Annotated in this window: 23 protein-coding genes and 2 pseudogenes; 19 read left to right on the plus strand and 6 right to left on the minus strand. The window is 54.1% G+C overall.

The annotated features are described in order from the left end of the window. Nucleotides 1-28: 28 nt before the first annotated feature. The 6 genes from tsaA (at nt 29) to FTO68_RS05165 (ending at nt 5,198) form a co-directional block, all read left to right on the plus strand. Nucleotides 29-565, plus strand: a complete 537-nt coding sequence (gene tsaA, locus FTO68_RS05140; RefSeq protein ID WP_255332309.1) for a tRNA (N6-threonylcarbamoyladenosine(37)-N6)-methyltransferase TrmO — start codon at nt 29-31, stop codon at nt 563-565. Continuing rightward, nucleotides 562-1,356 carry an ABC transporter permease gene (locus FTO68_RS05145; RefSeq protein ID WP_255332310.1) on the plus strand — a complete coding sequence of 265 codons (795 nt, stop codon included), beginning with the start codon at nt 562-564 and terminating at the stop codon, nt 1,354-1,356. Before tsaA ends, FTO68_RS05145 begins: the two co-directional genes overlap by 4 nt. Before the next feature lie 9 nt (nt 1,357-1,365). Continuing rightward, nucleotides 1,366-2,430: a tungstate ABC transporter ATP-binding protein WtpC gene (gene wtpC / locus FTO68_RS05150; RefSeq protein ID WP_255332311.1), complete on the plus strand. Its 1,065-nt coding sequence runs from the start codon at nt 1,366-1,368 to the stop codon at nt 2,428-2,430. Between the two features lie 61 nt (nt 2,431-2,491). After that, on the plus strand, nt 2,492-3,298 hold the full coding sequence (gene thiM / locus FTO68_RS05155; RefSeq protein WP_255332312.1) for a hydroxyethylthiazole kinase: 807 nt from the start codon (nt 2,492-2,494) through the stop codon (nt 3,296-3,298). After that, nucleotides 3,288-3,947, plus strand: a complete 660-nt coding sequence (gene thiE, locus FTO68_RS05160) for a thiamine phosphate synthase (RefSeq protein ID WP_255332313.1) — start codon at nt 3,288-3,290, stop codon at nt 3,945-3,947. The genes thiM and thiE overlap by 11 nt, the downstream gene beginning before the upstream one ends. Beyond that, nucleotides 3,948-5,198 carry a BaiN/RdsA family NAD(P)/FAD-dependent oxidoreductase gene (locus FTO68_RS05165; protein WP_255332314.1) on the plus strand — a complete coding sequence of 417 codons (1,251 nt, stop codon included), beginning with the start codon at nt 3,948-3,950 and terminating at the stop codon, nt 5,196-5,198. Here FTO68_RS05165 and FTO68_RS05170 read toward each other — a convergent pair. The 3 genes and pseudogenes from FTO68_RS05170 to FTO68_RS05180 form a co-directional block, all read right to left on the minus strand. Beyond that, nucleotides 5,187-5,765, minus strand: coding sequence for an SIS domain-containing protein (locus FTO68_RS05170; RefSeq protein WP_255332315.1), 579 nt, complete (start codon nt 5,763-5,765; stop codon nt 5,187-5,189). The two genes, FTO68_RS05165 and FTO68_RS05170, sit on opposite strands and share 12 nt — an antisense overlap. A 75-nt stretch (nt 5,766-5,840) precedes the next feature. After that, nucleotides 5,841-7,163: pseudogene (locus tag FTO68_RS05175) on the minus strand (sodium-dependent transporter). Between the two features lie 35 nt (nt 7,164-7,198). Beyond that, the gene (locus FTO68_RS05180; protein WP_255332316.1) at nt 7,199-9,607 is read right to left on the minus strand and encodes a CDC48 family AAA ATPase; all 2,409 of its coding nucleotides are present in this window, start codon (nt 9,605-9,607) and stop codon (nt 7,199-7,201) included. Nucleotides 9,608-9,652: 45 nt separating this feature from the next. Here FTO68_RS05180 and larC point away from each other — a divergent pair, with 45 nt between their 5' ends. Together larC and radB are read left to right on the plus strand one after the other, a co-directional pair. Then, nucleotides 9,653-10,831: a nickel pincer cofactor biosynthesis protein LarC gene (gene larC, locus FTO68_RS05185; protein ID WP_255332317.1), complete on the plus strand. Its 1,179-nt coding sequence runs from the start codon at nt 9,653-9,655 to the stop codon at nt 10,829-10,831. Then, complete coding sequence (gene radB / locus FTO68_RS05190; RefSeq protein ID WP_255332318.1) at nt 10,813-11,487, plus strand: DNA repair and recombination protein RadB; 675 nt, start codon at nt 10,813-10,815, stop codon at nt 11,485-11,487. Before larC ends, radB begins: the two co-directional genes overlap by 19 nt. A gap of 97 nt (nt 11,488-11,584) precedes the next feature. Here radB and dapF read toward each other — a convergent pair whose 3' ends face one another. Both dapF and FTO68_RS05200 read right to left on the minus strand, forming a co-directional pair. Next, on the minus strand, nt 11,585-12,409 hold the full coding sequence (gene dapF, locus FTO68_RS05195; protein ID WP_255332319.1) for a diaminopimelate epimerase: 825 nt from the start codon (nt 12,407-12,409) through the stop codon (nt 11,585-11,587). Nucleotides 12,410-12,506: 97 nt separating this feature from the next. Next, nucleotides 12,507-13,448 carry a ribose 1,5-bisphosphate isomerase gene (locus FTO68_RS05200; protein WP_255332320.1) on the minus strand — a complete coding sequence of 314 codons (942 nt, stop codon included), beginning with the start codon at nt 13,446-13,448 and terminating at the stop codon, nt 12,507-12,509. A gap of 43 nt (nt 13,449-13,491) precedes the next feature. On the opposite strand from FTO68_RS05200, the gene FTO68_RS05205 reads away from it, so the two are divergent. The 10 genes from FTO68_RS05205 to FTO68_RS11955 all read left to right on the plus strand — a co-directional run bounded on the left by FTO68_RS05205 (nt 13,492) and on the right by FTO68_RS11955 (nt 22,271). Next, the gene (locus tag FTO68_RS05205; protein WP_255332321.1) at nt 13,492-14,331 is read left to right on the plus strand and encodes an HAD family hydrolase; all 840 of its coding nucleotides are present in this window, start codon (nt 13,492-13,494) and stop codon (nt 14,329-14,331) included. Nucleotides 14,332-14,379: 48 nt separating this feature from the next. After that, nucleotides 14,380-15,996, plus strand: a complete 1,617-nt coding sequence (gene atwA, locus FTO68_RS05210) for a methyl coenzyme M reductase system, component A2 (protein ID WP_255332322.1) — start codon at nt 14,380-14,382, stop codon at nt 15,994-15,996. 1 nt (nt 15,997) lies between these two features. Beyond that, complete coding sequence (gene mmp3, locus FTO68_RS05215; protein ID WP_255332323.1) at nt 15,998-17,530, plus strand: methyl-coenzyme M reductase-associated protein Mmp3; 1,533 nt, start codon at nt 15,998-16,000, stop codon at nt 17,528-17,530. Further along, nucleotides 17,527-17,985, plus strand: a complete 459-nt coding sequence (locus tag FTO68_RS05220) for a methanogenesis marker 6 protein (protein ID WP_255332324.1) — start codon at nt 17,527-17,529, stop codon at nt 17,983-17,985. The genes mmp3 and FTO68_RS05220 overlap by 4 nt, the downstream gene beginning before the upstream one ends. A 2-nt stretch (nt 17,986-17,987) precedes the next feature. After that, nucleotides 17,988-18,437: a methanogenesis marker 5 protein gene (locus FTO68_RS05225; RefSeq protein ID WP_255332325.1), complete on the plus strand. Its 450-nt coding sequence runs from the start codon at nt 17,988-17,990 to the stop codon at nt 18,435-18,437. Next, nucleotides 18,434-19,678 carry a methanogenesis marker 15 protein gene (locus tag FTO68_RS05230; protein WP_255332326.1) on the plus strand — a complete coding sequence of 415 codons (1,245 nt, stop codon included), beginning with the start codon at nt 18,434-18,436 and terminating at the stop codon, nt 19,676-19,678. The genes FTO68_RS05225 and FTO68_RS05230 overlap by 4 nt, the downstream gene beginning before the upstream one ends. Before the next feature lie 13 nt (nt 19,679-19,691). After that, nucleotides 19,692-20,270 (plus strand): methanogenesis marker 17 protein, encoded by a 579-nt coding sequence (locus tag FTO68_RS05235; protein ID WP_255332333.1) that lies wholly within the window; start codon nt 19,692-19,694, stop codon nt 20,268-20,270. Then, nucleotides 20,267-21,205 (plus strand): methanogenesis marker 7 protein, encoded by a 939-nt coding sequence (locus tag FTO68_RS05240; protein WP_255332327.1) that lies wholly within the window; start codon nt 20,267-20,269, stop codon nt 21,203-21,205. The genes FTO68_RS05235 and FTO68_RS05240 overlap by 4 nt, the downstream gene beginning before the upstream one ends. A 6-nt stretch (nt 21,206-21,211) precedes the next feature. Then, nucleotides 21,212-21,649, plus strand: coding sequence for a carboxymuconolactone decarboxylase family protein (locus tag FTO68_RS05245; protein ID WP_255332328.1), 438 nt, complete (start codon nt 21,212-21,214; stop codon nt 21,647-21,649). A 313-nt stretch (nt 21,650-21,962) separates the two neighbouring features. Then, nucleotides 21,963-22,271, plus strand: a complete 309-nt coding sequence (locus tag FTO68_RS11955; protein ID WP_368659878.1) for an asparagine synthase-related protein — start codon at nt 21,963-21,965, stop codon at nt 22,269-22,271. A 34-nt stretch (nt 22,272-22,305) separates the two neighbouring features. Here the strand turns inward: FTO68_RS11955 and FTO68_RS05250 are convergent, their stop codons facing one another. Continuing rightward, on the minus strand, nt 22,306-22,602 hold the full coding sequence (locus FTO68_RS05250; protein ID WP_368659879.1) for a DUF5654 family protein: 297 nt from the start codon (nt 22,600-22,602) through the stop codon (nt 22,306-22,308). A gap of 70 nt (nt 22,603-22,672) precedes the next feature. On the opposite strand from FTO68_RS05250, the pseudogene FTO68_RS11985 reads away from it, so the two are divergent. Further along, nucleotides 22,673-22,743, plus strand: a pseudogene (locus FTO68_RS11985) (IS200/IS605 family transposase); the annotation flags it as partial.

Here is a 22,743-nt window from a genome sequence, read left to right on the forward strand (position 1 = left end):
CCTTTTTTTATTCCAAGGTGATTTTACGATGAATGAACAGAACAACGCTATCAAAGCTATGGAGATCTGCTACCACCCGATAGGCATCATCCATTCTGAATTTACGAATCAGGAAGAAACACCAATCCAGGGAATATTCAATGAGTCTGTCGGCACAGTAGAGGTTTTTTCCGAATATGCAGAAGGTCTCCAGGAGATCGAGTCATTCTCCCATATCATTCTTCTCTACCACTTCCACCGTGCACAGGGCGGACCCCTCCTCCAGAAACCATTTCTTGATGTCGAAAAAGCACGTGGGATCTTTGCGATCCGGCATTTCAACAGACCAAATCCCCTCGGAATCTCAATTGTACGGCTCCTTGCAGTTGAAGGAAATATACTCACCATCAAAGGTGTTGACATCCTGGACAAAACCCCGCTCATTGACATCAAACCCTATGTCTTCCAGTTCGACAACAGAGATGAAGTATCAAGCGGGTGGGTTGACAACCAGCACTTCGATGGGATCGCAGAATGGAACAGCACTCCAAAAGCGCTGAGGGATCGGAAGAGGATCAACCTATGAGAAGGGGTGTCAAATCCCCACTGAGGGCTGCTACAATTGCCATCGGAGTGGGACTTGCTCTCTTCATCGTACTCCTTCTGCTACTGGTAGTCAGCCATCCCACCCTTGAGGGAATGATCTCATCACTCAAATCACCGGAGATCCATTTTGCAATTTACCTGAGCCTTGTGACATCAGTTATCTCAACAATACTCTGTATTTTAATCGGTGTTCCCTCAGCCTATGCACTGGCGAGATATGATTTTCCCGGAAAGCATATTGTTAATACCATTCTCGATATGCCGCTTGCACTTCCGCCGCTTGTTGCGGGTGTAGGGCTGCTGCTCTTCTTTGGCACCACTCCAGTCGGAGAGGCTCTTGCAATGGCAGGGCTTGTCTTTGTCTTCACCCCTCTTGGTATCATCATCGCGCAGTTCTTTGTGAATGTCCCGTTCATGCTCCGTATCATGCGCTCAACATTTGACGGGATCAGTCCCCGCTATGAGTATGTGGCCAAAACGCTCGGCTGTAATGACACACAGGCGCTCTGGCGCGTCACACTTCCCATGGCAGCCAATGGATTCCTCGCCGGATCGGTCATTACCTGGGCAAAAGGCATCGGAGAGTTCGGTGCCGCACTGATGCTTGCAGGAGCAACCCGTATGTCAACCGAGACATTGCCGATATCGCTGTTTTTGAATATGTCCTGCGGAAAGCTGGATCTTGCCATATCAGCAGCAACGATTTTAATCATCATGAGTGTTGTTTCACTCTACATCTTTGAACGGTACGGCGGGTTTGCACGATTCTAGGAGGATAGGATGTTACAGATTCAGAATATATCCAAAGACATGGGAGAATTCTTCCTCGATTCCGTCTCTCTTGATATTTCAAAGGGAGAGTACATGGTGATCATCGGCCCGACCGGAGCAGGAAAGACGATCCTTCTTGAAACTGTCGCGGGCATTTATGAGCCTGATGGTGGCTCCATCCATCTGGATGGGAATGATATTACCCGGGCACCACCGAAGGAACGGAATATCACAATGGTCTACCAGGATTACATGCTTTTCCCCCACCTGACAGTTGAAGAAAACATCGGATTCGGCCTGAAATCCAAGAAAGTTCCATCAGATGAGATACACGAGGCAGTTCAAAGATATGCTGAAATGCTCCATATTGCCCACCTTCTCCACCGCTATCCAGATACACTCTCCGGAGGAGAACAACAGCGGGCAGCTATTGCACGTGCAATGGTGATGAATCCCTGGGCACTCCTGCTGGATGAACCTCTCAGTGCACTGGATTCAAAAACACGGGAGAATCTCCGAAAAGAGTTGAAAGATATTCACGAAATTACAAAAACGACGATCATTCATATCACCCACAACTTTGAAGAGGTATTTGATCTCGCCGATCGTGTTGCTATCATGAATGAAGGCAAAATAGTGCAGGTTGGCGCACCTGATGAGATCTTCAGAAGGCCTAAAAACCATTTTGTAGCAGAATTTGTAGGTGCCACAAATGTATTCAAAGGCATTTCAACGTCTGAAAATGGAATTGCAAGCATAAAAATCGGGGATATTATTATCAGGGCTCATTCTGAAATAGAAGGAGACGCCTACATCTCGGTCCGGCCGGAGGAGATTCTTATCTCAACTGCGCCTCTTGCATCACCCATACGAAACGCTTTTCCCGGAAAGATATCCGATATCCGCCACTGTGGCGCGATGATCAGGCTCAATATTGACATTGGAGTTACATTCGTTGTCGCACTCACAAGACAGGGTTTTGAGGAAGCGGAACTGGGAATCGGGGATTGTGTCTATATTGCATTTAAAGCAACATCAGTACATCTCTTCCCGGGAAAAAGCACAACGGAATAAAGCCAGAATATGGTCCTCTGACCACCTCACTTTTCCCTTCGGGGGGGCAATATATACCAGCATGAATACGTACGCAGCGACTCTCCTTGAGACGGTTCGATCAACCCGGCCGCTCATTCACCATATCACCAACACCGTCACAATCAACGACTGCGCAAACGCAACTCTTGCCATTGGTGCAGCGCCCGTCATGGCAGGGGCAATCGAAGAGGTTGGCGAGATGGCAGGGATTGCTGGCGCACTTGTGCTGAATATCGGGACACTATCGCCTGCACAGGTGGATGCGATGGTAGCAGCAGGAAAAGCCGCAAATGCACATGACATCCCGGTGATCCTCGACCCGGTCGGGGTCGGTGCAACAACACTCAGGACAAAGAGTGCCGAGAAGATCTTACGCGAATGTACAGTTACAATTATAAAAGGCAATGCAGGTGAGATCGGCGTCCTTGCCGGGAGCGGTGGCACCGTCAGGGGTGTTGATTCAGGCGGCTGTGCCGGGAATCCGCTTGAGGTTGCCCGTCGCTGTGCAGAGAGATGGAGTACAGTTGTTGCCATGACCGGGGAGACCGATATCGTCTGTGAGAATGGCGAGGCGTACCTGATTCGAAATGGTAGCCCGATGATGGAGCGGCTATCTGGGACCGGCTGCATGGCAGCATCTGTTGTCGGGGCATTTGCAGCCGCAGGCGACGATCCGGTGAAATCTGCCGCCGCAGCACTCATCGCATTCGGGCTTGCCGGGGAGCGGGCAGAGAGAGAATCTGCCGGACCATATTCATTCAGGACCGCACTCTTTGACGAGCTCGCATCACTTTCACAGGAGATAATCATATCTGAAGCACAGGTGGAGCAGATCCGTGGCATATGATCTCTATGTGATTACAGACGAGATGATCGGGAAGGGCAGATCCCATACCAGACTCGCTGAGATGGCGCTTCTGGGCGGAGCTGACGTGATCCAGCTCCGTGACAAGAATATGGATTCCGCATCCCTGTTTTGGACGGCAACAGAGATCCGGGCTCTCACCGGGGATGCAGGCGCCTGCTTCATTATGAATGACCGGCTCGATCTCGCCCTCGCAGCGGGAGCAGACGGCGTCCATCTCGGGCAGCAGGATATGCCGGTTGGCGAGGCGCGCCGGATTGTTCCAAGGGACTTCATCATCGGCTGCTCGGTCGGATCGGTTGAGGAGGCGGTGCATGCCGAGATCTCAGGTGCAGATTACCTCGCACTCAGCCCGGTCTTTGCAACCACCTCAAAAGACGATGCCGGAGACGGGCATGGCCTCCGGACGCTCGGTGCGATACGGGCAGCAACTCGGCTTCCGCTTGTTGCAATCGGTGGTATCACACGGGAGAATATCGGATCTGTGATCGGGGCCGGAGCAGACGGTGCTGCAGTCATCTCAGCAGTCGTTGGCGAGGAAGATGTCACCTCAGCAGCAAGAGCGATGAAGCGGCTGATTGCGGAGGCTAAATCACCTGGAAGGAGAAACGCCTCCCCGCAGAAGGTGTGAATGCCCATGGCCCATCCCGTGATTGGAATCATCGGAGGCGGGCCCGCAGGACTCTTCTGCGCAGCGAATATCCGGCCGCAGGGATTCAGGATCATCCTCTTTGAGAAGAAAAGGGAGGCGGGCAGAAAACTCCTAATCACCGGTTCGGGGCGGTGCAATCTCACGCATGGAGGAGATATCCGCAAATTCGAACAGCATTACGGGGAAAAGGGGGCATTTCTGAAACCGGCACTCCGGGGCTATACGAACCGGGAGATAATCGCCTTCTTTGAAGAGCGGGGATGCCCGCTGTATGCAGATGAGAACGAGAAGATATTTCCGGTATCTGAAAAAGCAGATGACATCCTCTCGGTGCTGATCTCGGCATGCAGGGAGAATAATGTCATGATCAGGCAGCACACCCCGGTTCGTGCTGTGGAACGTACCAGTACCGGTTTTTTGATTCAGACAGAGTGGCAGAATATCAGGGCGGATATCCTTGTCATTGCAACCGGCGGTGCATCATACCCTTCAACCGGATCGACCGGAGACGGGTACCGTTTCGCAAAATCCCTCGGACACACAATCACCGCAATAGGACCTGCCCTCGCACCGGTGTACCCGGATAAATACCCGTTTTCGGATCTCGCCGGGATCTCCTTTGACGAGATCACCGTCTCGATCCTGCGGGAAGGAAGAGTTGCCAGGAAGGTGACAGGGGATCTCCTCCTCACCCATAACGGGCTCTCCGGCCCCGTCATCCTTCACGCATCCCGGTACATCAGGGATGGAGACAGCCTCAGGATCGCATTTCTCCCCGAAAAGGAACACAATACAATAGCTTCCTCCATCACACTTGGATCGGCTGCAGCCGGAAAGCGGCTCGTGAAGACGATCCTCTCGGATTTACCCCTTCCTGCACGTTTCATCCAGCGCCTCACCGAGGAGGCGGGACTCTCACCGGACTGTACAGTCGCCCACCTCTCCAGAGAAAAGAGGAAAGAACTCCTCCGGCTCCTCACCGGCTGGACATTTCTGATTAAGAGTGTCGGCGGGTTTGACCAGGCAATGGCAACCCGCGGCGGAGTCTCACTTGAGGAGATTAACAATAAAACAATGGAATCACGCCTCCTTCCCGGCCTCTACTGTATCGGGGAAGTGCTTGATATCGACGGGGATTCCGGGGGATACAACCTCCAGGCGGCATTCTCCACTGCATATGCAGCCGCCCGATCCATTTCAGGGAAAATAGAGACGGTATCAGATATTTGAAAAGCGGAGCCTGACTTCATCTGGATCCAGATGCCGTGCAGCCATCAGGGCGGAGATGATCGCATCCGAATAGGCTAGCGCCACCATCTCAAATGCGGAGCCCCTGCCGATCGGAACCGAAACCGAGCGGTACTGCCCGGTAATCTGCCGGACCTCATACTCAGGTGGAAGATCAGCGCTATTCCCGGACGATTCACCGAGATCGATAACCAGATCGACATACCCGGCTGCTTGTGAGTTTGGATTTGCGGTGATTAGGCAGGTCCACCCCTCAAGTTCACGCACCTTCTCAACCGCGCTCACCACCGACTTCGTCTCGCCGGACCCTGAGAAGACGGCAAGCATATCACCGGAATCAAAGGCAGGGGTGATCGTCTCACCAATCACATAACAGGGGAAACCAAGATGCATCAGCCGTATCGCAAACGCCTTGGCAACCAGGCCGGATCTTCCGGCGCCAGTGACATAAATCCTCCTGCCGGAAAGGATCTCGGAGATGAGCGTACCAGCTTTCTCTACGTCCACCACTTCTGCCACCCGGATGATCATCTCTGCCGTCTTCAGCATATAATCCGATATATTCCCGCTATCCCCGGTCATGTCTGATCAATTCTGTATCATTATCTGCTAAGAGCATATCGGTTATCCCCACACCAGGTTGATTCCAAGGAGGAGGAGCGTCACCACCAGAACCGGGGGAATCAGATACCGGCATATCGCGAGGATAAGGTGCGGAATGAACCCTTTCAGCCCGCCCCTCTCCCTGAGCATCCGGGGATCAAGCATCCACCCAAACGCAACTGCCATGATCAGTGCCGTCAGGGGAAGGCCGAATGAGCCGGCCGTCTCATCAAGGAGATCCAGCACAGGGATGCCCCCGAGCGTGAGGTTCATCGCCGAATAGCTGAGAGCCGAAGGGAGGCCGATTGCGATCACGCCTCCGGTAAGGAAAAGGCTTGCCTTCTTTCGGGAGATCCCCTTCCGTGCGACAAGGGAGGCAAGGGGCATCTCGATCATCGAGACCGCTGCGGTCAGTGCAGAGAAGAAGAGGAGGAGGAAGAACAGAAATCCAATCACCGCACCAAACGGTATCTCTGCAAATGCCTGAGGCAGGATTGTGAAGGTGAGCTCGGCCCCCATTGCAGGGGAGAAACCGAAGGTGAAGACGATCGGGAAGACGATCAGCCCTGCGAGTATCGCAACAAAGAGATCGGCGATGGTGATGTACAGGGCAGATCGTGCAATTGGAACCTAACGCCTGAGATAGGAGCCGTAGGTGAGGAGGATGCCGGTTCCAACCGAGAGCGAGAAGAATGACTGGCCAAATGCCGCCGCCCAGAGTGTAGGATCGGCAAGTACCGAGAAGTCCGGGGTAAAGAAGAAGGCAAAGGCATCGGCAAAACCAGGCAGTGTTGCGGCATAGATGGCAAGGCCGATCAAGATGATGAAGCTGAACGGGATGAGCCAGCGGGTCACCCGTTCGATCCCCTCTTTGACACCAAGTGCAACCACCCCGCCTGTCAGGAGGGCTGAGATGATGAAGAAGAGCACCGGCAGGTATCCGGCGGTAAAGGACGCAAACCTGCCATCGGTTCCAATCAGAGAGAAGATGACGAATCCAAGAGTCCAGCCGGTGATGACGAGGTAATAGCTCAGGACAACAAAGCCGACTGCAATCAGGAACCAGCCTGCCTTTGAGAGGCGCCGATGTACTTTCTCAAAAGCAGTGACAACATCGGCGGCAAGGGCCCGGCCCGCCTTGATCTCAATCACCATCAGGGGGAGGGCGATCAAAAAGACGGCAAGCAGAAACGGGATGAGATACGCGCCGCCCCCGTTCTGGCCGACAACCGTTGAAAACCGCCAGATATTTCCGATACCAACAGCGGCACCAATCGATGCAAGGATGAACCCAAGGCCGGAAGACCAGTGCTCCTGTGGCTCACCTATCTCCTCAGCAGACATGAGGAGAGGGGTATCTCCCCCGGATCATAAGAGTATTACTGATACTCGACCGGCTGTGACTGACGGGGGAGCCCGCCTTTGAAGTGTTGCTGTATCCGGGAGTAGTATTCTGTGAGCCGCTCGTTCATCGTCGGCCGTACCTTCTCCATTGCCGCTTCGAAGTGGCGGGTGGAGACGACCGTTACCCCTTCCCGCATCGCAAGCATCCCTGCCTCGCGGCAGAGCCCTTCGAGATCGGATCCGACATACCCGGCGGTCCGGGCTGCAACGGTTTGGATGATCATATCCCGTGCAGGATCAGGATACTGCTGATTGAACCGTAAGATTAGATCATGGATAAGCTTCCGTATCTCGCTCCTCTTCAGCCCTACCCCCTCCTTCTTCGGCATCCCGGATGCAGCTTCCCGGATCGCATCAACGGTGATCTCTTTTCCTTCTCCGATTGACCCAAATATCTTCTCGATACAGCTATATTCACAGCCTTCAAGTAGGCTGATGAACTCTTCAATCGTTCCCTCCTCAATCGGCATGCTCCTCATATGGATCCAGAGGATCTTTTTCCGATCCTCTTCATCCGGCTCCCCGATATAGACGAGCCGGTCGAACCTGCCGGGGCGGAGGAGGGCCGGATCAACAATATCCGGTCTGTTGGTTGCCCCCATCACGATCACATCACGGATATCCTCGATCCCGTCGATCTCGGTTAGGATCTGGTTTAAGACGCTCTCGATAGTATGGGAAGAATCCCCCCCACCCCGTGCCGGGGTGAGAGCATCCATCTCATCGAAGAGAATGATCGAGGGTGCCACCTGGCGGGCTTTCTTAAAGATCTCACGGACCGCCCGCTCGCTCTCCCCCACCCATTTGGAGAGGAGCTGGGGCCCTTTAATCGGGATGAAGTTCGCACCCGACTCGGTTGCCACTGCTTTTGCGATCAGGGTCTTCCCGGTTCCGGGGGGCCCATACAGGAGAATCCCTTTTGGAGACGTGATCCCAAGCTCCTCAAACTTCTCCCTCCCGGTGAGCGGCAGCTCAACTGCCTCCCGGATCTCCTGCCGTGCAGCAGCGAGACCGCCCACATCGGACCACGTGATATTAGTTCCCTCCAGCATCACCTCACGCATAGCCGAGGGGAAGACCTCCCGCTGTGCCTCGCGGAAGTCATCTGAAGTAACCCTGAGATTATCGAGCACCTCCTGCGGTATCGAGTCCTGTTCGAGATCGATCTCGGGAAGATACCGACGGAGTGCGCGGATAGCAGCTTCCCTCGCAAGGGCGGCGAGATCAGCACCGACAAAACCATGCGTCCGGCTGGCGATCAGATCGATCCGCACACCCTCGTCAATTGGCATGCCGCGTGTATGGATATTGAGGATCTCCTGGCGGTCCGCATGCGGCGGCACCCCGATCTCGATCTCGCGGTCGAACCTGCCGGGACGCCTGAGGGCGGGATCGATCGCATCCAGACGGTTAGTTGCACCGATCACAACAACCTGCCCCCGCTCTTCAAGCCCATCCATCATCGTCAGCAGCTGGGCAACCACCCGCCGCTCCACCTCGCCGGTCACATCCTCCCGCTTCGGCGCAATCGAGTCGAGTTCATCGATGAAGATGATCGAAGGCGCATTCTCATTTGCTTCCTCGAATACCTCCCGGAGCCGCTGTTCGGATTCCCCATAGTACTTTGAGATCACTTCAGGCCCTGCAATCGAGATGAAGTTGGCTCCGGACTCATTTGCAACCGCACGGGCAATCAGCGTCTTCCCGGTGCCGGGAGGGCCATACAGCAGGACACCCTTTGGCGGCTCGATCCCAAGCGTCTTGAAGAGCTCGGGGTGGCGTATCGGGAGCTCAATTGTTTCACGGAGACGCTGGAGCTCGTCCTTTAACCCGCCGATATCCTCGTAGCTGATCCGCTTCAGCCCTTCAAATCCGGGAGCTGGCTTGTCGGAAACGGTGATGGTCGTATTTCTGGTGATGATCACCGCATCCTCAGGCTCAAGGGAGATCACCTTGAATTCGATAAGCTGGGGGATCATCATGGCACGAATAGGAACTACATCGCCTGTCGAAACCGGATAGTTGATCAGACCCTGTGCAGCATGCTCCATATGAATGGTCAGGTGCGGCGGCAGGTTCTCAGGAGGCGCAATAACCACCTCTTTTGCCTCAATCACCGCCTCAACCTTTGAGATTTTGACACGATCGCCTATGGTGACGGCAGCATTCTCCCGGGTGAACTTATCGATCCGGATCTTCTGCTGATCCCAGTCTTTTGCCATTGCACGCCAGACTTTGGCGAGCGTCTCCTTCTTCCCCTCGACTTTGATCAGATCGCCGGGGGACACACGGAGTGCGAGCATAGTCTCCGGATCGAGGCGTGCCTTACCTCCACCCAGATCTTCAGGATAGGCCGAATCGACCTTCAGATACAGTTCAGGCATTACTTTATTGTCATCAGTGTCCGGACATATAAGTAGTGTTTTTCAATGCGGACAATCCTCTTTGACCCGGTGAACGGTGCAGCAGGAGATATGATCACCGGAGCGCTCCTTGCCGCCGGTGCGGACAGGGAGGCGGTGATCCGGGCGATGGCCTCTCTCGTCCAGATACCGGAGACCTCAATAGTTACCCGATGTGGCATTCAGGCGACATATGTAAAGACCCATGCGAAAGAGGGAAGCCGGACACTCGAAGAGGTCCTGGCCCGCCTCCGGAGATCAGATGCAACAGAAGATGTAAAAGAGATGGCAGCGCGGGTTTTTACGAGGATACACAACGCCGAAACCCGCGTCCATGGGGATCATGCCCATTTCCACGAGGTCGGAGCGGATGACGCGATTGCGGATGTGATCGGGGCATGCACCGCCCTCCTCTCCCTCGCTCCGGATGCAGTCGCAATCCTGCCGCTCCCGCTCGGCAGAGGGACGATCCGATCAGCCCATGGCATCATGCCGGTCCCGGCACCGGCAACCGCCTATATCTTCGAAGAGTCCGGGCTTCTCACGAGGAGAACAGATGAGGAGACCGGCGAGCTGGTCACCCCGACAGGGGCTGCACTCCTCGCAGAGTTTCGGAGATCATTTGCAGAAGGTGACGAAAACGGCACCATCGCTGCAGTCGGGTACGGGGCAGGCACAAGAAACCCAAAGGATCGCCCAAATGTGCTCCGCGTGATGATCCTGGAGAGCAACGAGAGCCTCCCGGTCGTTGATATCCTGGAGACGAATGTCGATGATGTCGATGGCGAGGTGATCGCCCACACCATCTCCCGCCTCCATCGCGAAGGTGCACGTGATGCCTCAGCCGCTCCGATCATCATGAAGAAGGGAAGGCCCGGCCATCTCATCCGGGTGATCTGCCGCACGGAAGATTCAGAGCGGCTTGCAAAAATCATGGCAGAAGAGCTTGGAACGCTTGGTGTCCGGTGCATCCCGTCGGTCCACCGTTTCATTGCGGATCGAAGGGTGCTCTCTGTCCGGATACCGGAGGGAGACGAGATCGGAGTTAAGATCGGGTACTCGAAAGGAAATATCATCTCAGTTAAAGCCGAATTCGATGCTGTCGCCGCCGCGGCAGAACGGAACGGACTGAGCGTCCGGGACGTGAAGAAGAGAGCCGAGGAGATCGCCTACCGGGAGCTGGAAGAGTGGAGAATGGGCGAGTAAGCACAGGCAACCCGGATCTGGACCGTATCCTCGGCGGTGGCCTTGAGAAGCAGATGATCACACAGATCTATGGAGAACCGGGAAGCGGCAAGAGCACGCTTGCCATCATGGCGGCGGTTGCCACCCTTAAGAAGGGTGACGGTGTCATCTTCTTTGATACCGAAGGCTTCTCGCCGGACCGTTTCGTCCAGATCTGCGGCGGCGAAGATGCAGCCCCGGAGCTCGCCACACGGCTCTACCTGTTTGAGCCGATCGATTTTGCAGAACAGGGGCTGATGATCACAGAGTCGCAGAAGATCTTTTCAAAGCATACAATCGGCTTGATTGTGATGGATTCGGCAACCGCCCTCTACCGCTCGGAACTGGAGAAGCGGGGCGATGTACAGCGGATGCTAGGGAAGCAGATGATCGATATCCTCTCCATCGCACGAAGATACCAGGTTCCGGTCTTAATTACCAACCAGGTGTACATGGACCCGAAAACAGGCACCTTCTCAGGTCTTGGGGGAACAACCCTCTCTCATATCTCAAAGGCGATCATCAGGATCGAGCGGAGAGAGAGCAGCCGCCGGGCAATCGTCATGAAGCACCGCTCCCGCCCTGAGGGGGAATCATTTGATTTTGCGATCACAGAAGACGGGATCAGAAAGTGCTGAGGCAGGCGCAGGATGCATCAGTCTGGCAGCAGATCAAATACAAAAAAAGCGGGTAATCCCGGCCATCTGCCGGGAATATCGGTATTAATCTCTTTATTCAGAGCTGGATCATCCCGATGAAGACGACTTCGGCGGGACCGGTCATCGTGACAGTGTCATCAAACCGAATCCGGAGGGGGCCGCCCTTTGTCTCGACGATACAATCCCTGGTTACATAGCCGAGCTTATGGGCAACCGCTGCTGATGCCGTTGCGCCGGTTCCGCATGACCAGGTTTCACCCTCGACACCACGTTCGAAGGTTCTGATCCTGAGATGGTTCGTGTTCACTTTCTCGACAAAGTTAACATTCGCGCCCTTTGGGAAGGTGGGGTGGTTCCTGATGACGGGACCGAGCTTCATCGGATCGATTGCCCCGATCTCATCGACAAAGACGACTGCATGGGGAACACCGGTATTTGCGGCATAGACCTGATAGGTGCCGATATACTCCGAGTAATCGTCGCCACCCTCACCGGTGGCAGGAATCCCGCTCCGTACAAATACCGGGGTAGGCATCGTAATGGTTGCATAGAATTCGTCATTCTGGTATCCAAGGGAGACAGGCATTATACCGGCGAGCGTCTCGACTGTGCTCTCCTCTTTGATATAGTCATGATCATATGCATACCGGGCAAGGCACCTAATCCCGTTCCCGCACATCTCGGCTTCAGACTCGTCAGGCTGGAAGAGGCGCATCTTTACATCCGCAGATTCGGATTTTGAGATGAAGAGGACACCATCACCGCCAATACCAAACCGGCGATCACAGAAGAGCATCGCAAACGAAGCTTTCATCTCTTCAGGGATTATCTCATTCTCCATCTCATCGATCAGGATGAAATCATTGCCATTTCCCTGTAATTTTACAAATTTGACACCCATGAACATCTCCTCATCCAATCTTCTCAATTACCTTGTCCGTGAATCTAAAAAATGTATCATCAGGTTATTCCACACGATCATACCGCATCTGCGCCATTTAAAAAGCCCCATCCCCGATTAATGAGAGATCCCACCCCAGATGATCACTGATAACAGACGGCGCATAGGATGGCGGGATGAGACCGGTTTCTGTAATGATGCCATCGATATATGCGGCTGGTGTTATGTCAAATACCGGATTTCGCACCCTGACAAAAGGATATTTCCGGGCAATTTCATCGGAGAGGACTTCGAAGCCGGGCCGCTCCTCGATAGGTATCGTATATCCTGCGAGGGTGCGGGGTGCGAACTTGTACGTTTCCGCCGCAAATACCATCTTTGTCCGTGCCTCATGTGCGGAAAGGGCAATCTGGGATGTTCCTATCTTGTTGATGACGCTCCCATCCGAACAGACTGCATCCGCCCCGGCAATCACAATATCGATATCGTTGATAAAGGCCCGGACGGCAGAGTCGACGATATAGTGGGTTTCGATCTCGTGGCGGTTCAGCACCTCAATCGTGAGCAGACCCTGGTTCCATGGCCGCACTTCAGTAGCAAAGACCACAATCTCCTTTCCCTGCCGCTTCGCCTCGATGATACAGGCAAGTGCTGCCTCGGAGTTGCAGTGGGTGAGGATTGTATCGCCATCCCCTATCTGGCGTGCACCGATACCGGCGATCGTTTGGATCGCTTCTTCTGATGCCCGTATGAACGCATCCGCATTTTTGGTGATGATACCGCGCGCATCATCGGCACTGGTTGCATTCTTTAGATCCCGCAGAACGATATGGATTGCATTTGGGAGAGAGACGGCGGTCGGACGGGTTGACCGGAGTATATCTCCTGCCTGCGTCATCTCTTTGATGAAAGAAACGCGATCTGATGATTCTATTGACGCTGCATGATCGCGGAGTGCTGCTGCTGCTGCACGTGCAATCCGGCCGGCACCCCGGATCTGCATGGTGCGGATGGCGTCTGCTGTTCTGATCAGTGGCATATATCAATCGACGGTACTTATCATAGATAAAGGTGGTTTCCTGATGACGATTGCCGTAGTCTTTGACAGTGCAGGGACGCTTCTCAGGACATACCGGGTTGCAAAAGATATTCCTGCCGGTAAACTAATCGAGGAGGTTGAATCGACAACGCTCACTTTCGATGATCCGGATCGGATCCTGGTGCTCCTTCATGCACATTCGGAGGATGTGATAAAAGCCGATAAAAATGAGCTCCTTTCAGCATTTCTCATTAAGAATATGATCGATTTTGGGATATCCTGTGGGAGGAGGGTGATAACCCAGGATGAAATTGCAGATATCCTCTACCATGAGCAGTACGCAATTGTCGGCGATCTCCAGGAAACGATACGGAGAGTCTGGAACCGTTGCAGCCATATCAAACCCATCATGGCGATCAACTCTGGCGTGATACTGAATGTCAGGAACCGGCGGATCGAATATACCATCACTGCAGGAGGAAGCCCTTTTCCAGGAGCAAAAGAGACGATCACCCGGCTCCACCAGATGGGGATTGCTACATTCATCGCTTCTGGAGACAGGGGCTCAAAACTTGAGCGGATGGGAGATTATCTCGGCATCCCGCATGACAGAATCTTCGGCGTTGCAACCCCGACAATGAAGGCGGAGATAGTACGGCGGCTCAAAGAGGGATATGATACAGTAGTAATGGTCGGCGACGGGATCAATGACCTTCGGGCGATGAGAGAGGCTGATATTGCAATCCTCTCTGAACAGCAGCGGGGTGAGCGGATTGAGGCGCTGGAATGTGCGTCGAACTATATTATTCATCACCTCGATGAGGTGATTTCAATCATTGAGGGGGTTTTGCGTGCAGATCCCGGCATGACTGTTCACATATAAAGACTAATATGCTCCTTGACTCTACATACTACTTCAAGAGGCTGCTTCATGAAACCCTTTATCTCTGTCGAAAACCTCTGCATGGATTTTAATGGCACGAGGGTACTCAATAAGATCAATCTTGAGATCACCGAAGGAGAGACCGTCGGCATCATCGGCAGGAGCGGTTCTGGGAAAACCGTCCTGATCCATCTTATCCGCGGAATCGACCAGGCCCCGACCGAAGGGCGGATCATCTACCATGTCTCGATGTGTGATGCCTGCGGAAGGATTGAGCTTGGGAGCCGTGCCGGATCCTCCTGTCCCCGGTGTTCGGGGGGAACTCTGAAAGAAAAGGATGTAGATCTCTGGAATGATGACGATTCCACCAGGCGCCGCCTGATGCAGAGAACCGCCATTATGTTCCAGCGGACATTTGCGTTATATGGCAATGATCGCGTCATCGAGAATGTGCTCAGGGCGCTTGAAGATACCGGATACCCATCGGGAAAGGCAGTCACACGCGCTGCCGATCTCCTCGACGAGGTTCGGCTCTCCCATAGGATGATGCATATTGCACGTGACCTCTCCGGCGGCGAGAAACAGCGTGTGGTACTCGCGCGCCAGCTTGCAAAAGAGCCGTTCCTCCTCTTTGCCGATGAACCGACCGCTACCCTTGACCCGAAGATGGCCCGTGTGGTTCACGAGATGCTCAAAGAGGCCGCAAACTCGGCATCAATGGGTATGATCATCACCTCCCACTTTGCCCAGGCAATCGAGGATGTCGCTGACCGTGCGATCCTCATCGCAGATGGCGAGATCGCTGCCACCGGAACCCCGCAGCAGGTGATCGCCACCTTCATGAAAGACCACCATGATGAGGAGGTCTTTGAGAAGCCCGAATTTGGCAATGTACTAATCAAATGCGAAAACCTGAAAAAACGGTATATCTCCGTTGACAGGGGTGTGATCCGTGCGGTTGACGGAGTTGACTTTGAGATCAGGGAGAAGGAGATCTTTGGGATCATCGGCACAAGCGGTGCCGGAAAAACGACACTCTCAAGGATCATATCCGGGATACTTGAACCGACAAGCGGCAGGCTTGACATCCAGATCGGCGATGAATGGGTTGACATGACCCGTCCCGGGTACCAGTACAGGGGTCGTGCCAAGATGTACATCGGCCTGCTCCACCAGGAGTACGACCTCTTCCCGCACAGGAGTGTCCTTGATAACCTCACTGATTCAATCGGGCTTGAGTTTCCAAAGGAGCTTGCAATCCGGAAGGCGATGATCACGCTGAAGATGGCAGGCTTCACCGAGGAAAAAGGAAGGGCAGTCTTAAACAGACAACCCAACTCCCTCTCAGAAGGGGAGCGTCACCGTGTTGCACTGGCACAGGTCTTAATCAGAGAGCCAAAGATCATTATCCTTGATGAGCCGACCGGTACGATGGATCCGATCACAAAAGTCGATGTGAAGCATTCAATTCTTCACTCGCGTGAAGAGATGGATGAAACCTTCGTGATCGTCTCACATGACATGGATTTTGTGCGTGAGGTCTGCGATCGCGCGGCACTCATGCGTGGAGGAAAGATCGTCGCCATCGGACCCACCCAGGAGATCATGGATCTTCTTACCGCAGAAGAACGCGATATTATGAGCAAGGCTGTTGCCGGAGCATAGCATGGTGAGGGTTACTCTGGATGGCGCCCTGATCCAGGCAGGTGAAGGAGCATGCCTGAAAGATATCCTTCCCGATCACAACCCATCCCTTTCTCTCGCCATTATCAGGCCGGGTGTCGTCTCAGAAGAGGCAACCAGGCATTTCCGTCTCCTCACAACAAAGGGCGAGTTTGTAGTCGAGATTCCTGAGAGCAGCGTGGTGCTTCCCGATCCGGATGAGCCGTCATTTAACCCGGCTCTCCACTGGGCAGACCGGTACGCTGCGGCATTCGGCCCATTTCCTGCCGATTTTGTCCCCTCACGCGAACCCTCACGGTATGCACGGGGAGATCTGCTGATCGGCTGCGGAGGATATGATACGAGGCGGTCGTACCTGATCATCTCCCGTAAAGATCACCAGGCAGACCATGGTGCAGCGGAAGGCGGCGGAATCATCGGCCGGGTGATTGCCGGGCGCGGCACAATCGACAGGCTCGATTCCGGAGACAGGATTGAAAAGATCGAGAGGATGATCAGCTGGGCAGATTCCACCCATACAATCACTACCACTGATCTCAGCCTACCGCTTGAGGAGGGGATGGAGATCATCTCTCATGTCCGGATCGCAGCCGACGGATACTCAGACGATGCAATCAATACCAACATCGCGCACTCTGTCGATCACCTCCTCTTCTCCCTGAGATCCGGAATCTATCATGCCGATCGGACCACATCCACCCATTGCATGGATGCCCGTCTCGGGCATATGGATATCAGCCTCGAACAGAAAGGGCCGCGGCGCGAAGGTGCGGTCACCACCCGTACAAAAGGGAAGCGCTCCGGCGCAATCTACATCTATCGGGAAGATGTGGCAACGAGCCCGAGCCATTCGGTCGTCGGGCAGGTTACCCACGGGATAGAGCTCGTCAGGCTGATCCGCGAAGGAGAGTCGTTTGCTGTCACCTGCGAACCCGAACGTTTCGATCTGCTGGGGATGCACCTTGATGAGGCAGTAGCGTATGCAAAAGAGCGGGGCATCTCCGTCACTGCCGATTCCGATTTTAGCCCAAGCGAAAGGGTTGTCATCACGCAGGAACCGGGTACAACCCTCGAGGTGCTGAAGGAGACGCAGGTAACCCTGACGACGATGATGCAGGACGATGTCATCGATATCATCCTCTTTGACGAGAAGGCACCCCGGACAGTTGATATATTCAGGCGCTTTACCGGGCTCAAACGGTACTCGGTCGGGATGCTCCCGTTCTTCTTCAGTTTTGACGATGTCTGGCTCTTTGAACCTGAGATTCCCGAGCGGATCAATATCATCCCGGAGAATACACCTGTTGATTGCGCACCGGAAAACGCAATCGGGATGACGAACGCCTCCAGAAGAGGGGCCGGCCTTGTGGGGGTGCGGATCTCCGGAAATACCGAGTTCGGGCCAACAGCAGAGCCGTTTGAAGGGACGAACATAATCGGCAGCATGATCGACGTGGATAAGCTGGCGAAACTGAAAGAGGGAGATACCATCTATATCAGGGAGGTGAAGAGATGAAAGAGTACAATCCCGAATATGTCGGCACCGAGACGAAGTATGTCTTCGTCGAATCGCCTACAACCACCCCGCAGGATCTCGCAATTACAGCCTATGAAGTTGCCATGGGCGTTATGATCAAGGAGACCTGTTTCGGCGTACAGGTTACCGGGACACCGGAGGAGGTGGCAAGGGTGGTTGACCGGCTCCGGAAGCTTGATCCCTTCCATATCTTCATCAAGGACAGGGGTTTTCCCCCGGGAGATGAACGGAGATGCAGGGCAAACCTCGGGGGATCGAGGCCCGGATATCTCGGGCACGAATATGAGATCGGACTTTCGCGATTTATTTCGCATGGACTGAAAGAGACTGATACCATGAAGCCAGACGATCTGAAGAAGAAAGCACAGCCGATCAGACGGGATGAACCCCTGGAAATCGACGAACTCTTATCAATCATAGAGAAGGAGGCCTGACGATGGCGAAGGTCTTCATCTATCCGGCAACAAGCCTGATGCTTTCAGATCTTGTTGCACGCTTCGGGCATAAGCCACTTGGCTCAGCCCTCTCTGTACGCGAACATATCCAGGCAGGCGGTTTCGATTCGCCACCACTCCAGATCACGCCTGAAGACCCAAAGAAAGGGCTTCACTGGGCAGCGGTTGAGGTCCCATCAGGAGTACGGGGACGGATGTCGCTGTACGGCCCGCTGATTGAAGAGGCAGAAGCGGCCATCATCATCGAAGAGTCAGATTTTGCCTTTGGCTGCATGGGCTGTGCACGGACAAACGAGCTGCTCATATTCCTCTTGAAACAAAAGGGGATTCCCATACTTGAACTATCATACCCAAAATCACAGGAGGAGGGGATCACATTTGTTGCTTCCATCAAGGCGTTCCTCGCCGGACTCGGGGGTGAAGAGGCATGAGCAGGCCGGTGCGGATTGCGCAGCTCACCTGCGGGGCCGAGTATTCGGGTGTCCAGAACGAGATTGCAGAGGCGGCACGGGCAGTTGATGCCGAGGTCTTCTATCCTGATATCTCACTGAGAGATCTGCGACGGGATTTTGGATCATTTGGGCTGAATGTGAAGAGCCCGGATCTGAAACTCGCCATTGCACGGGCAGAAGCACTTGTTACGGGAAAAGTGGAGGCTGATGCGGTCTTCATCGGGAGCTGTTTTAGGTGTGCCGAAGCCGCAATCGTCAGGACCGAACTCAGGCGATACATCCACATGAACTCTACCCTCCCTGTCGTCTCGTACTCGTTTACGGAACGGACCACCTCGGGGACGCTCCTGACACGCATGGAGGCGCTCACAACAATCGCACGCCGCCGTGCTCTCCTCGCACGAGAGGAACAGACGGGAATCACAATGGGGGTCGACTCGGGCTCATCCACAACGAAATGCATTGTCATGAAAGACAACGAGATCATCGGAACCGGATGGGAACCGACGACCGAGGTACTGCGATCTTCAGACAAGGTTGTTGCCGATGCCCTTGAAGAAGCCGGACTCACGATGAACGATATCGAGGCGATAGGAACAACCGGGTACGGCCGCTTTTTGATCGGCAAACACCTCAATGCCGATCTTATCCAGGAAGAACTGACCGTCAACTCAAAGGGTGCCGTCTATCTTGCCGATACCCAGCATGGCCCCGCAACCGTCATAGATATCGGGGGCATGGATAACAAGGCGATCTCGGTGATGGACGGGATACCCGGCACTTTCACGATGGGCGGGATCTGTGCAGGGGCAAGCGGGAGGTTCCTTGAGATGACCGCAAAACGGCTCGGCGTCGATATCACCGAGCTTGGGCCTCTTGCGATGAAAGGGCTCTCCGCCGGAGTTCCGATGAACAGCTACTGTATCGTCTTTGGGACACAGAGCCTCGTTAATGCCCTTGCGGCAGGAAGTACTCCCGAAGATGTTGCGGCAGCGGCATGTCACTCGGTTGCCGAGCAGGTCTTCGAACAGCAGCTCCAGGAGGTTGATATCCGCGAGCCGGTGATTATGGTCGGTGGCACATCGCTGATCCAGGGGCTTGTCAGGGCAATGGGTGAACTCCTCCAGACCGAGATCATCGTTCCGCACCATTCCCAGTATATCGGTGCAACAGGCTCTGCCCTCCTTGCCTCAGGGTTTATTGACAGGAAGAAGGAGTGATTGAACCGTGACGATGCTGGATGCGTTCGAAGTCGAGTGTTTCGAGGAGGTGGGGCGGGATTTCTACAGGCAGATCACAGAGACCGTCCTTTCAGATCACAACCTCACGGCGGTCGTCTCCAAACTCAGGATCTTCATCGATCCAAGGATACCGATCTTTGTTGCCGTCGGGACGATCAGGGATGCAGGCGCCAGCATCCGGGTCTCTGATATCGGTTCGATCCAGATGCAGGGAGATGAGACTGTCATCTCTATCCGGGATGAGACGTATCTTGCGCAGTTCCTCACCCGGCTCTACGAGATCTTCGGCCACGATCATGTCGATCAGCCCGACAGGTTCACCATCATCATTTCGAAAGCAGAAATCCCACAAAACTTCGAGAAGATCGAGATTGTGAACAGGGCAGATACAGTGCTCCGCGACTTAATCTATGCAATGACGGTGATCGCACCCGAAGGCTTCAAAGTCCGGAGAGAATACTATGGAAAACGGCAGTTCTACTATGCCGCAAGTGAGAATACTCTCCCCGAACATGTCGTCGAGGATGTCGTTTCTGCACAGTTTACCCTGATTGGAGAGGTGATGAGATGATTCTTGTTCCGATCACCTATACCGGCGGCGTATACCGGCATGACGAGATCATTGACTATATCGAGGATCTCGGCGGCTACATCGTCCAGAAGCACGAGATGGCACAGGAGATGGTGCTCCAGGCATTCATTCCAAAAGACGATATCGAACGGTTCACTGCGTTCGCAAGACCGCTTGCCGGAGAAGTGGCCGAATCGCCGCTTGTCGGGTGCGAGATCGCAGTCGTCATCCCGAGCCTTGAGATCCATCATCTCCCACATTCGGCCTGCGATATTGCCGAATATCTCAGGACGGTTGGCGCCAAAACGAACATGGTCGGCCTGGCACGTGGATTTGGGAAGCGTATATCCCAGCTGAATGATGAAGAGCGTGATGTTATCAATGAGCATGACCTTGCGATCTATGTCCTTGGGAACTTCGAGACCTGTATCGAAGAGAAGTTCAACGGGCTCAGGCGGGGTGTAAATGTCCCGATTATCCTGACCGGTGCGCCGCCTGTTGATGCACTGAGACGGATCACCGATCCCCCGGCAGCAGGCTATGTCGGCAATCTCGGGAGGTTCATGCACAGGACACGGACCGAAGCCGATATCGGACGGCTTGATGCGGTTGTCGAGGAGGTTGCACGGGTGCTGAATGTGGCCCGTGACGAGATCGCACATGACCCCCTCTCGGTATCTCCCGCACGGCTGAAAGAGGTGATCGAAGACGGCGTTCCTGAGATTCACCAGGTCTATTCTCCAACACCGATCACGGTCCAGCTCACCGGCCTCAGGATTAAGCTGCCATTTGATCGGTATCATGACGTGATCAAATCGCTTCCTGTTGAGGAGGATGTGACGATCGGTGATACTGCGTGGATTTCACCTTCACGAATGCGTGATTACATATTGGTTCAGATCAAACCCTTTTCAGAGACTCATATCGTGGTGTAGGTGGAGATGGATTTCGAGGATATTATACGTCATATCAAAGAGGAAGGATCGGATGAGACCGCCAGGTGCTGGCTTGAACAGATCGAGCAGGAATACGGCACAGTCCCCCTGATCTTTCAGCGGATGAGCGAGAAACCCGAGGTACTCATCTCCCATCTCCTCTACAAAGGATCAGTCACCCAGCTCTCAAAACTTGAACCCAAAGTGGTCGAGCTGATCAGCATGGCTGTCGGCGCCGCATTGAAATGCAGCCACTGTGTCGAGTACCATATGCGGGCGGCACGGTCCAAAGGCGCGACACGGGAAGAGATCCTCGAAGCGGTGCTGATTGCCGGACTCCTTGCCAACGCCGCAGTCCTCGCCGATGCATACAGGGTCGTAAACGGCTCATGCGATGCATCATGCGATCTCACCGGGGTTCCGGGCACACAGAAAGTAGACTGATTCATCAACGGTCACCACCCAAGACAACCGCCTTATCTGGAGCAACTCCAGAGAGTGTCGGCAAACGGCAGGAGACCTTCTCTGCCTGCTTCGATGACCCGGTATCTGACGAAAGCAGGTATATGATTATCATACCTGACGCAAACAGGGCATCGAATGAACGGATCGTTCCAGACGCCCCCCCCCTGAAAGAGGAAATTGCCAGGCTGCAAGCAGCCATGTAAAGGTCGTCCTCGACGCGGGATCCCAGCCTGGAATCAGGCGGAAGGGTTGCAGCAGGGGCGGGCATCCGGTGATCAAACGATACAATGAGATGATTTTGGCGATTCCGATACGTGAGAACCGCAAGACAAAATATGTTCCCAGGCAGGCGACCAGGGATCTTGTACCTGAAGAGATCGAAAGCCATAGGGACAAGAGGGGGTGCTCGACTCCGGAGGCGATCTGGATGAGGGAGGTGTTTTCAGATCAGGTACTGTCACTTTTGCATCTGATCGGTTCCGTTCACGGCCTTACCGGGACGCAGAATGTATTGTTTGCGAGTTTTAGGCATCTCTTGACGAAAAAACGCCATACTCCACCGATCTCTGGCGCTATGGCTGTCACAAGCGATGGCTTGTGATGTTCTTCGACAACAGGCCAGCCGCATTAATCTGTTATGCACTCTTTTTCTCGTCTTCACGGATGGCAAGTACCTGGAGGCGGGCGATCCATATGGTAGCGATGACTGCAATCATCGTAACAATCAGGGCATAGGAAAACATTGCAACAAGATTGTCTGCGGTACCAAAGATTTCCCGAAAGAGTGCCTGGATAGAAGTGTTCCAGGCAAGTGCCGCCACAAGCCCGAATGCAACCGTCATCAGAGCTCCGATCTTCTCAATGACTTCCGTTTTTAACTTGCGGGGGTAAAGGGGGTGGAGCGGGAAGTCCCCGGTCTTCAGACCGGGGATGAAAGCGGAGCCGCCCTTTTTCCCTGCGATAGATATACCTTGTTGGGTGACGTATTATGATATACCTAACATGAAGTATAAACTTGATAGGTCAGCGCATTCGGTCTTTGCTCTCTATTATCATCTGGTGATAGTAGTAAA

Origin of the sequence: Methanocalculus taiwanensis (assembly GCF_024372745.1) — an archaeon.
In the GTDB taxonomy this organism is placed as follows: Archaea; Halobacteriota; Methanomicrobia; order Methanomicrobiales; family Methanocorpusculaceae; genus Methanocalculus; species Methanocalculus taiwanensis.

Excerpts from the sequence above, each read along its gene's own strand:
- larC (WP_255332317.1), top strand. The coding sequence starts at position 9,653 with ATGCGGACAATCCTCTTTGACCCGGTGAACGGTGCAGCAGGAGATATG.
- wtpC (WP_255332311.1), top strand. The coding sequence starts at position 1,366 with ATGTTACAGATTCAGAATATATCCAAAGACATGGGAGAATTCTTCCTC.
- FTO68_RS05170 (WP_255332315.1), bottom strand. The coding sequence starts at position 5,765 with ATGCTGAAGACGGCAGAGATGATCATCCGGGTGGCAGAAGTGGTGGAC.
- FTO68_RS05220 (WP_255332324.1), top strand. The coding sequence starts at position 17,527 with ATGAAAGAGTACAATCCCGAATATGTCGGCACCGAGACGAAGTATGTC.
- FTO68_RS05180 (WP_255332316.1), bottom strand. The coding sequence starts at position 9,607 with ATGCCTGAACTGTATCTGAAGGTCGATTCGGCCTATCCTGAAGATCTG.
- FTO68_RS05145 (WP_255332310.1), top strand. The coding sequence starts at position 562 with ATGAGAAGGGGTGTCAAATCCCCACTGAGGGCTGCTACAATTGCCATC.
- mmp3 (WP_255332323.1), top strand. The coding sequence starts at position 15,998 with ATGGTGAGGGTTACTCTGGATGGCGCCCTGATCCAGGCAGGTGAAGGA.
- atwA (WP_255332322.1), top strand. The coding sequence starts at position 14,380 with ATGAAACCCTTTATCTCTGTCGAAAACCTCTGCATGGATTTTAATGGC.
- tsaA (WP_255332309.1), top strand. The coding sequence starts at position 29 with ATGAATGAACAGAACAACGCTATCAAAGCTATGGAGATCTGCTACCAC.
- FTO68_RS11955 (WP_368659878.1), top strand. The coding sequence starts at position 21,963 with ATGATTTTGGCGATTCCGATACGTGAGAACCGCAAGACAAAATATGTT.
- FTO68_RS05235 (WP_255332333.1), top strand. The coding sequence starts at position 19,692 with ATGCTGGATGCGTTCGAAGTCGAGTGTTTCGAGGAGGTGGGGCGGGAT.
- FTO68_RS05225 (WP_255332325.1), top strand. The coding sequence starts at position 17,988 with ATGGCGAAGGTCTTCATCTATCCGGCAACAAGCCTGATGCTTTCAGAT.
- FTO68_RS05165 (WP_255332314.1), top strand. The coding sequence starts at position 3,948 with ATGCCCATGGCCCATCCCGTGATTGGAATCATCGGAGGCGGGCCCGCA.
- FTO68_RS05230 (WP_255332326.1), top strand. The coding sequence starts at position 18,434 with ATGAGCAGGCCGGTGCGGATTGCGCAGCTCACCTGCGGGGCCGAGTAT.
- FTO68_RS05240 (WP_255332327.1), top strand. The coding sequence starts at position 20,267 with ATGATTCTTGTTCCGATCACCTATACCGGCGGCGTATACCGGCATGAC.
- thiM (WP_255332312.1), top strand. The coding sequence starts at position 2,492 with ATGAATACGTACGCAGCGACTCTCCTTGAGACGGTTCGATCAACCCGG.
- FTO68_RS05205 (WP_255332321.1), top strand. The coding sequence starts at position 13,492 with ATGACGATTGCCGTAGTCTTTGACAGTGCAGGGACGCTTCTCAGGACA.
- FTO68_RS05200 (WP_255332320.1), bottom strand. The coding sequence starts at position 13,448 with ATGCCACTGATCAGAACAGCAGACGCCATCCGCACCATGCAGATCCGG.
- FTO68_RS05245 (WP_255332328.1), top strand. The coding sequence starts at position 21,212 with ATGGATTTCGAGGATATTATACGTCATATCAAAGAGGAAGGATCGGAT.
- dapF (WP_255332319.1), bottom strand. The coding sequence starts at position 12,409 with ATGGGTGTCAAATTTGTAAAATTACAGGGAAATGGCAATGATTTCATC.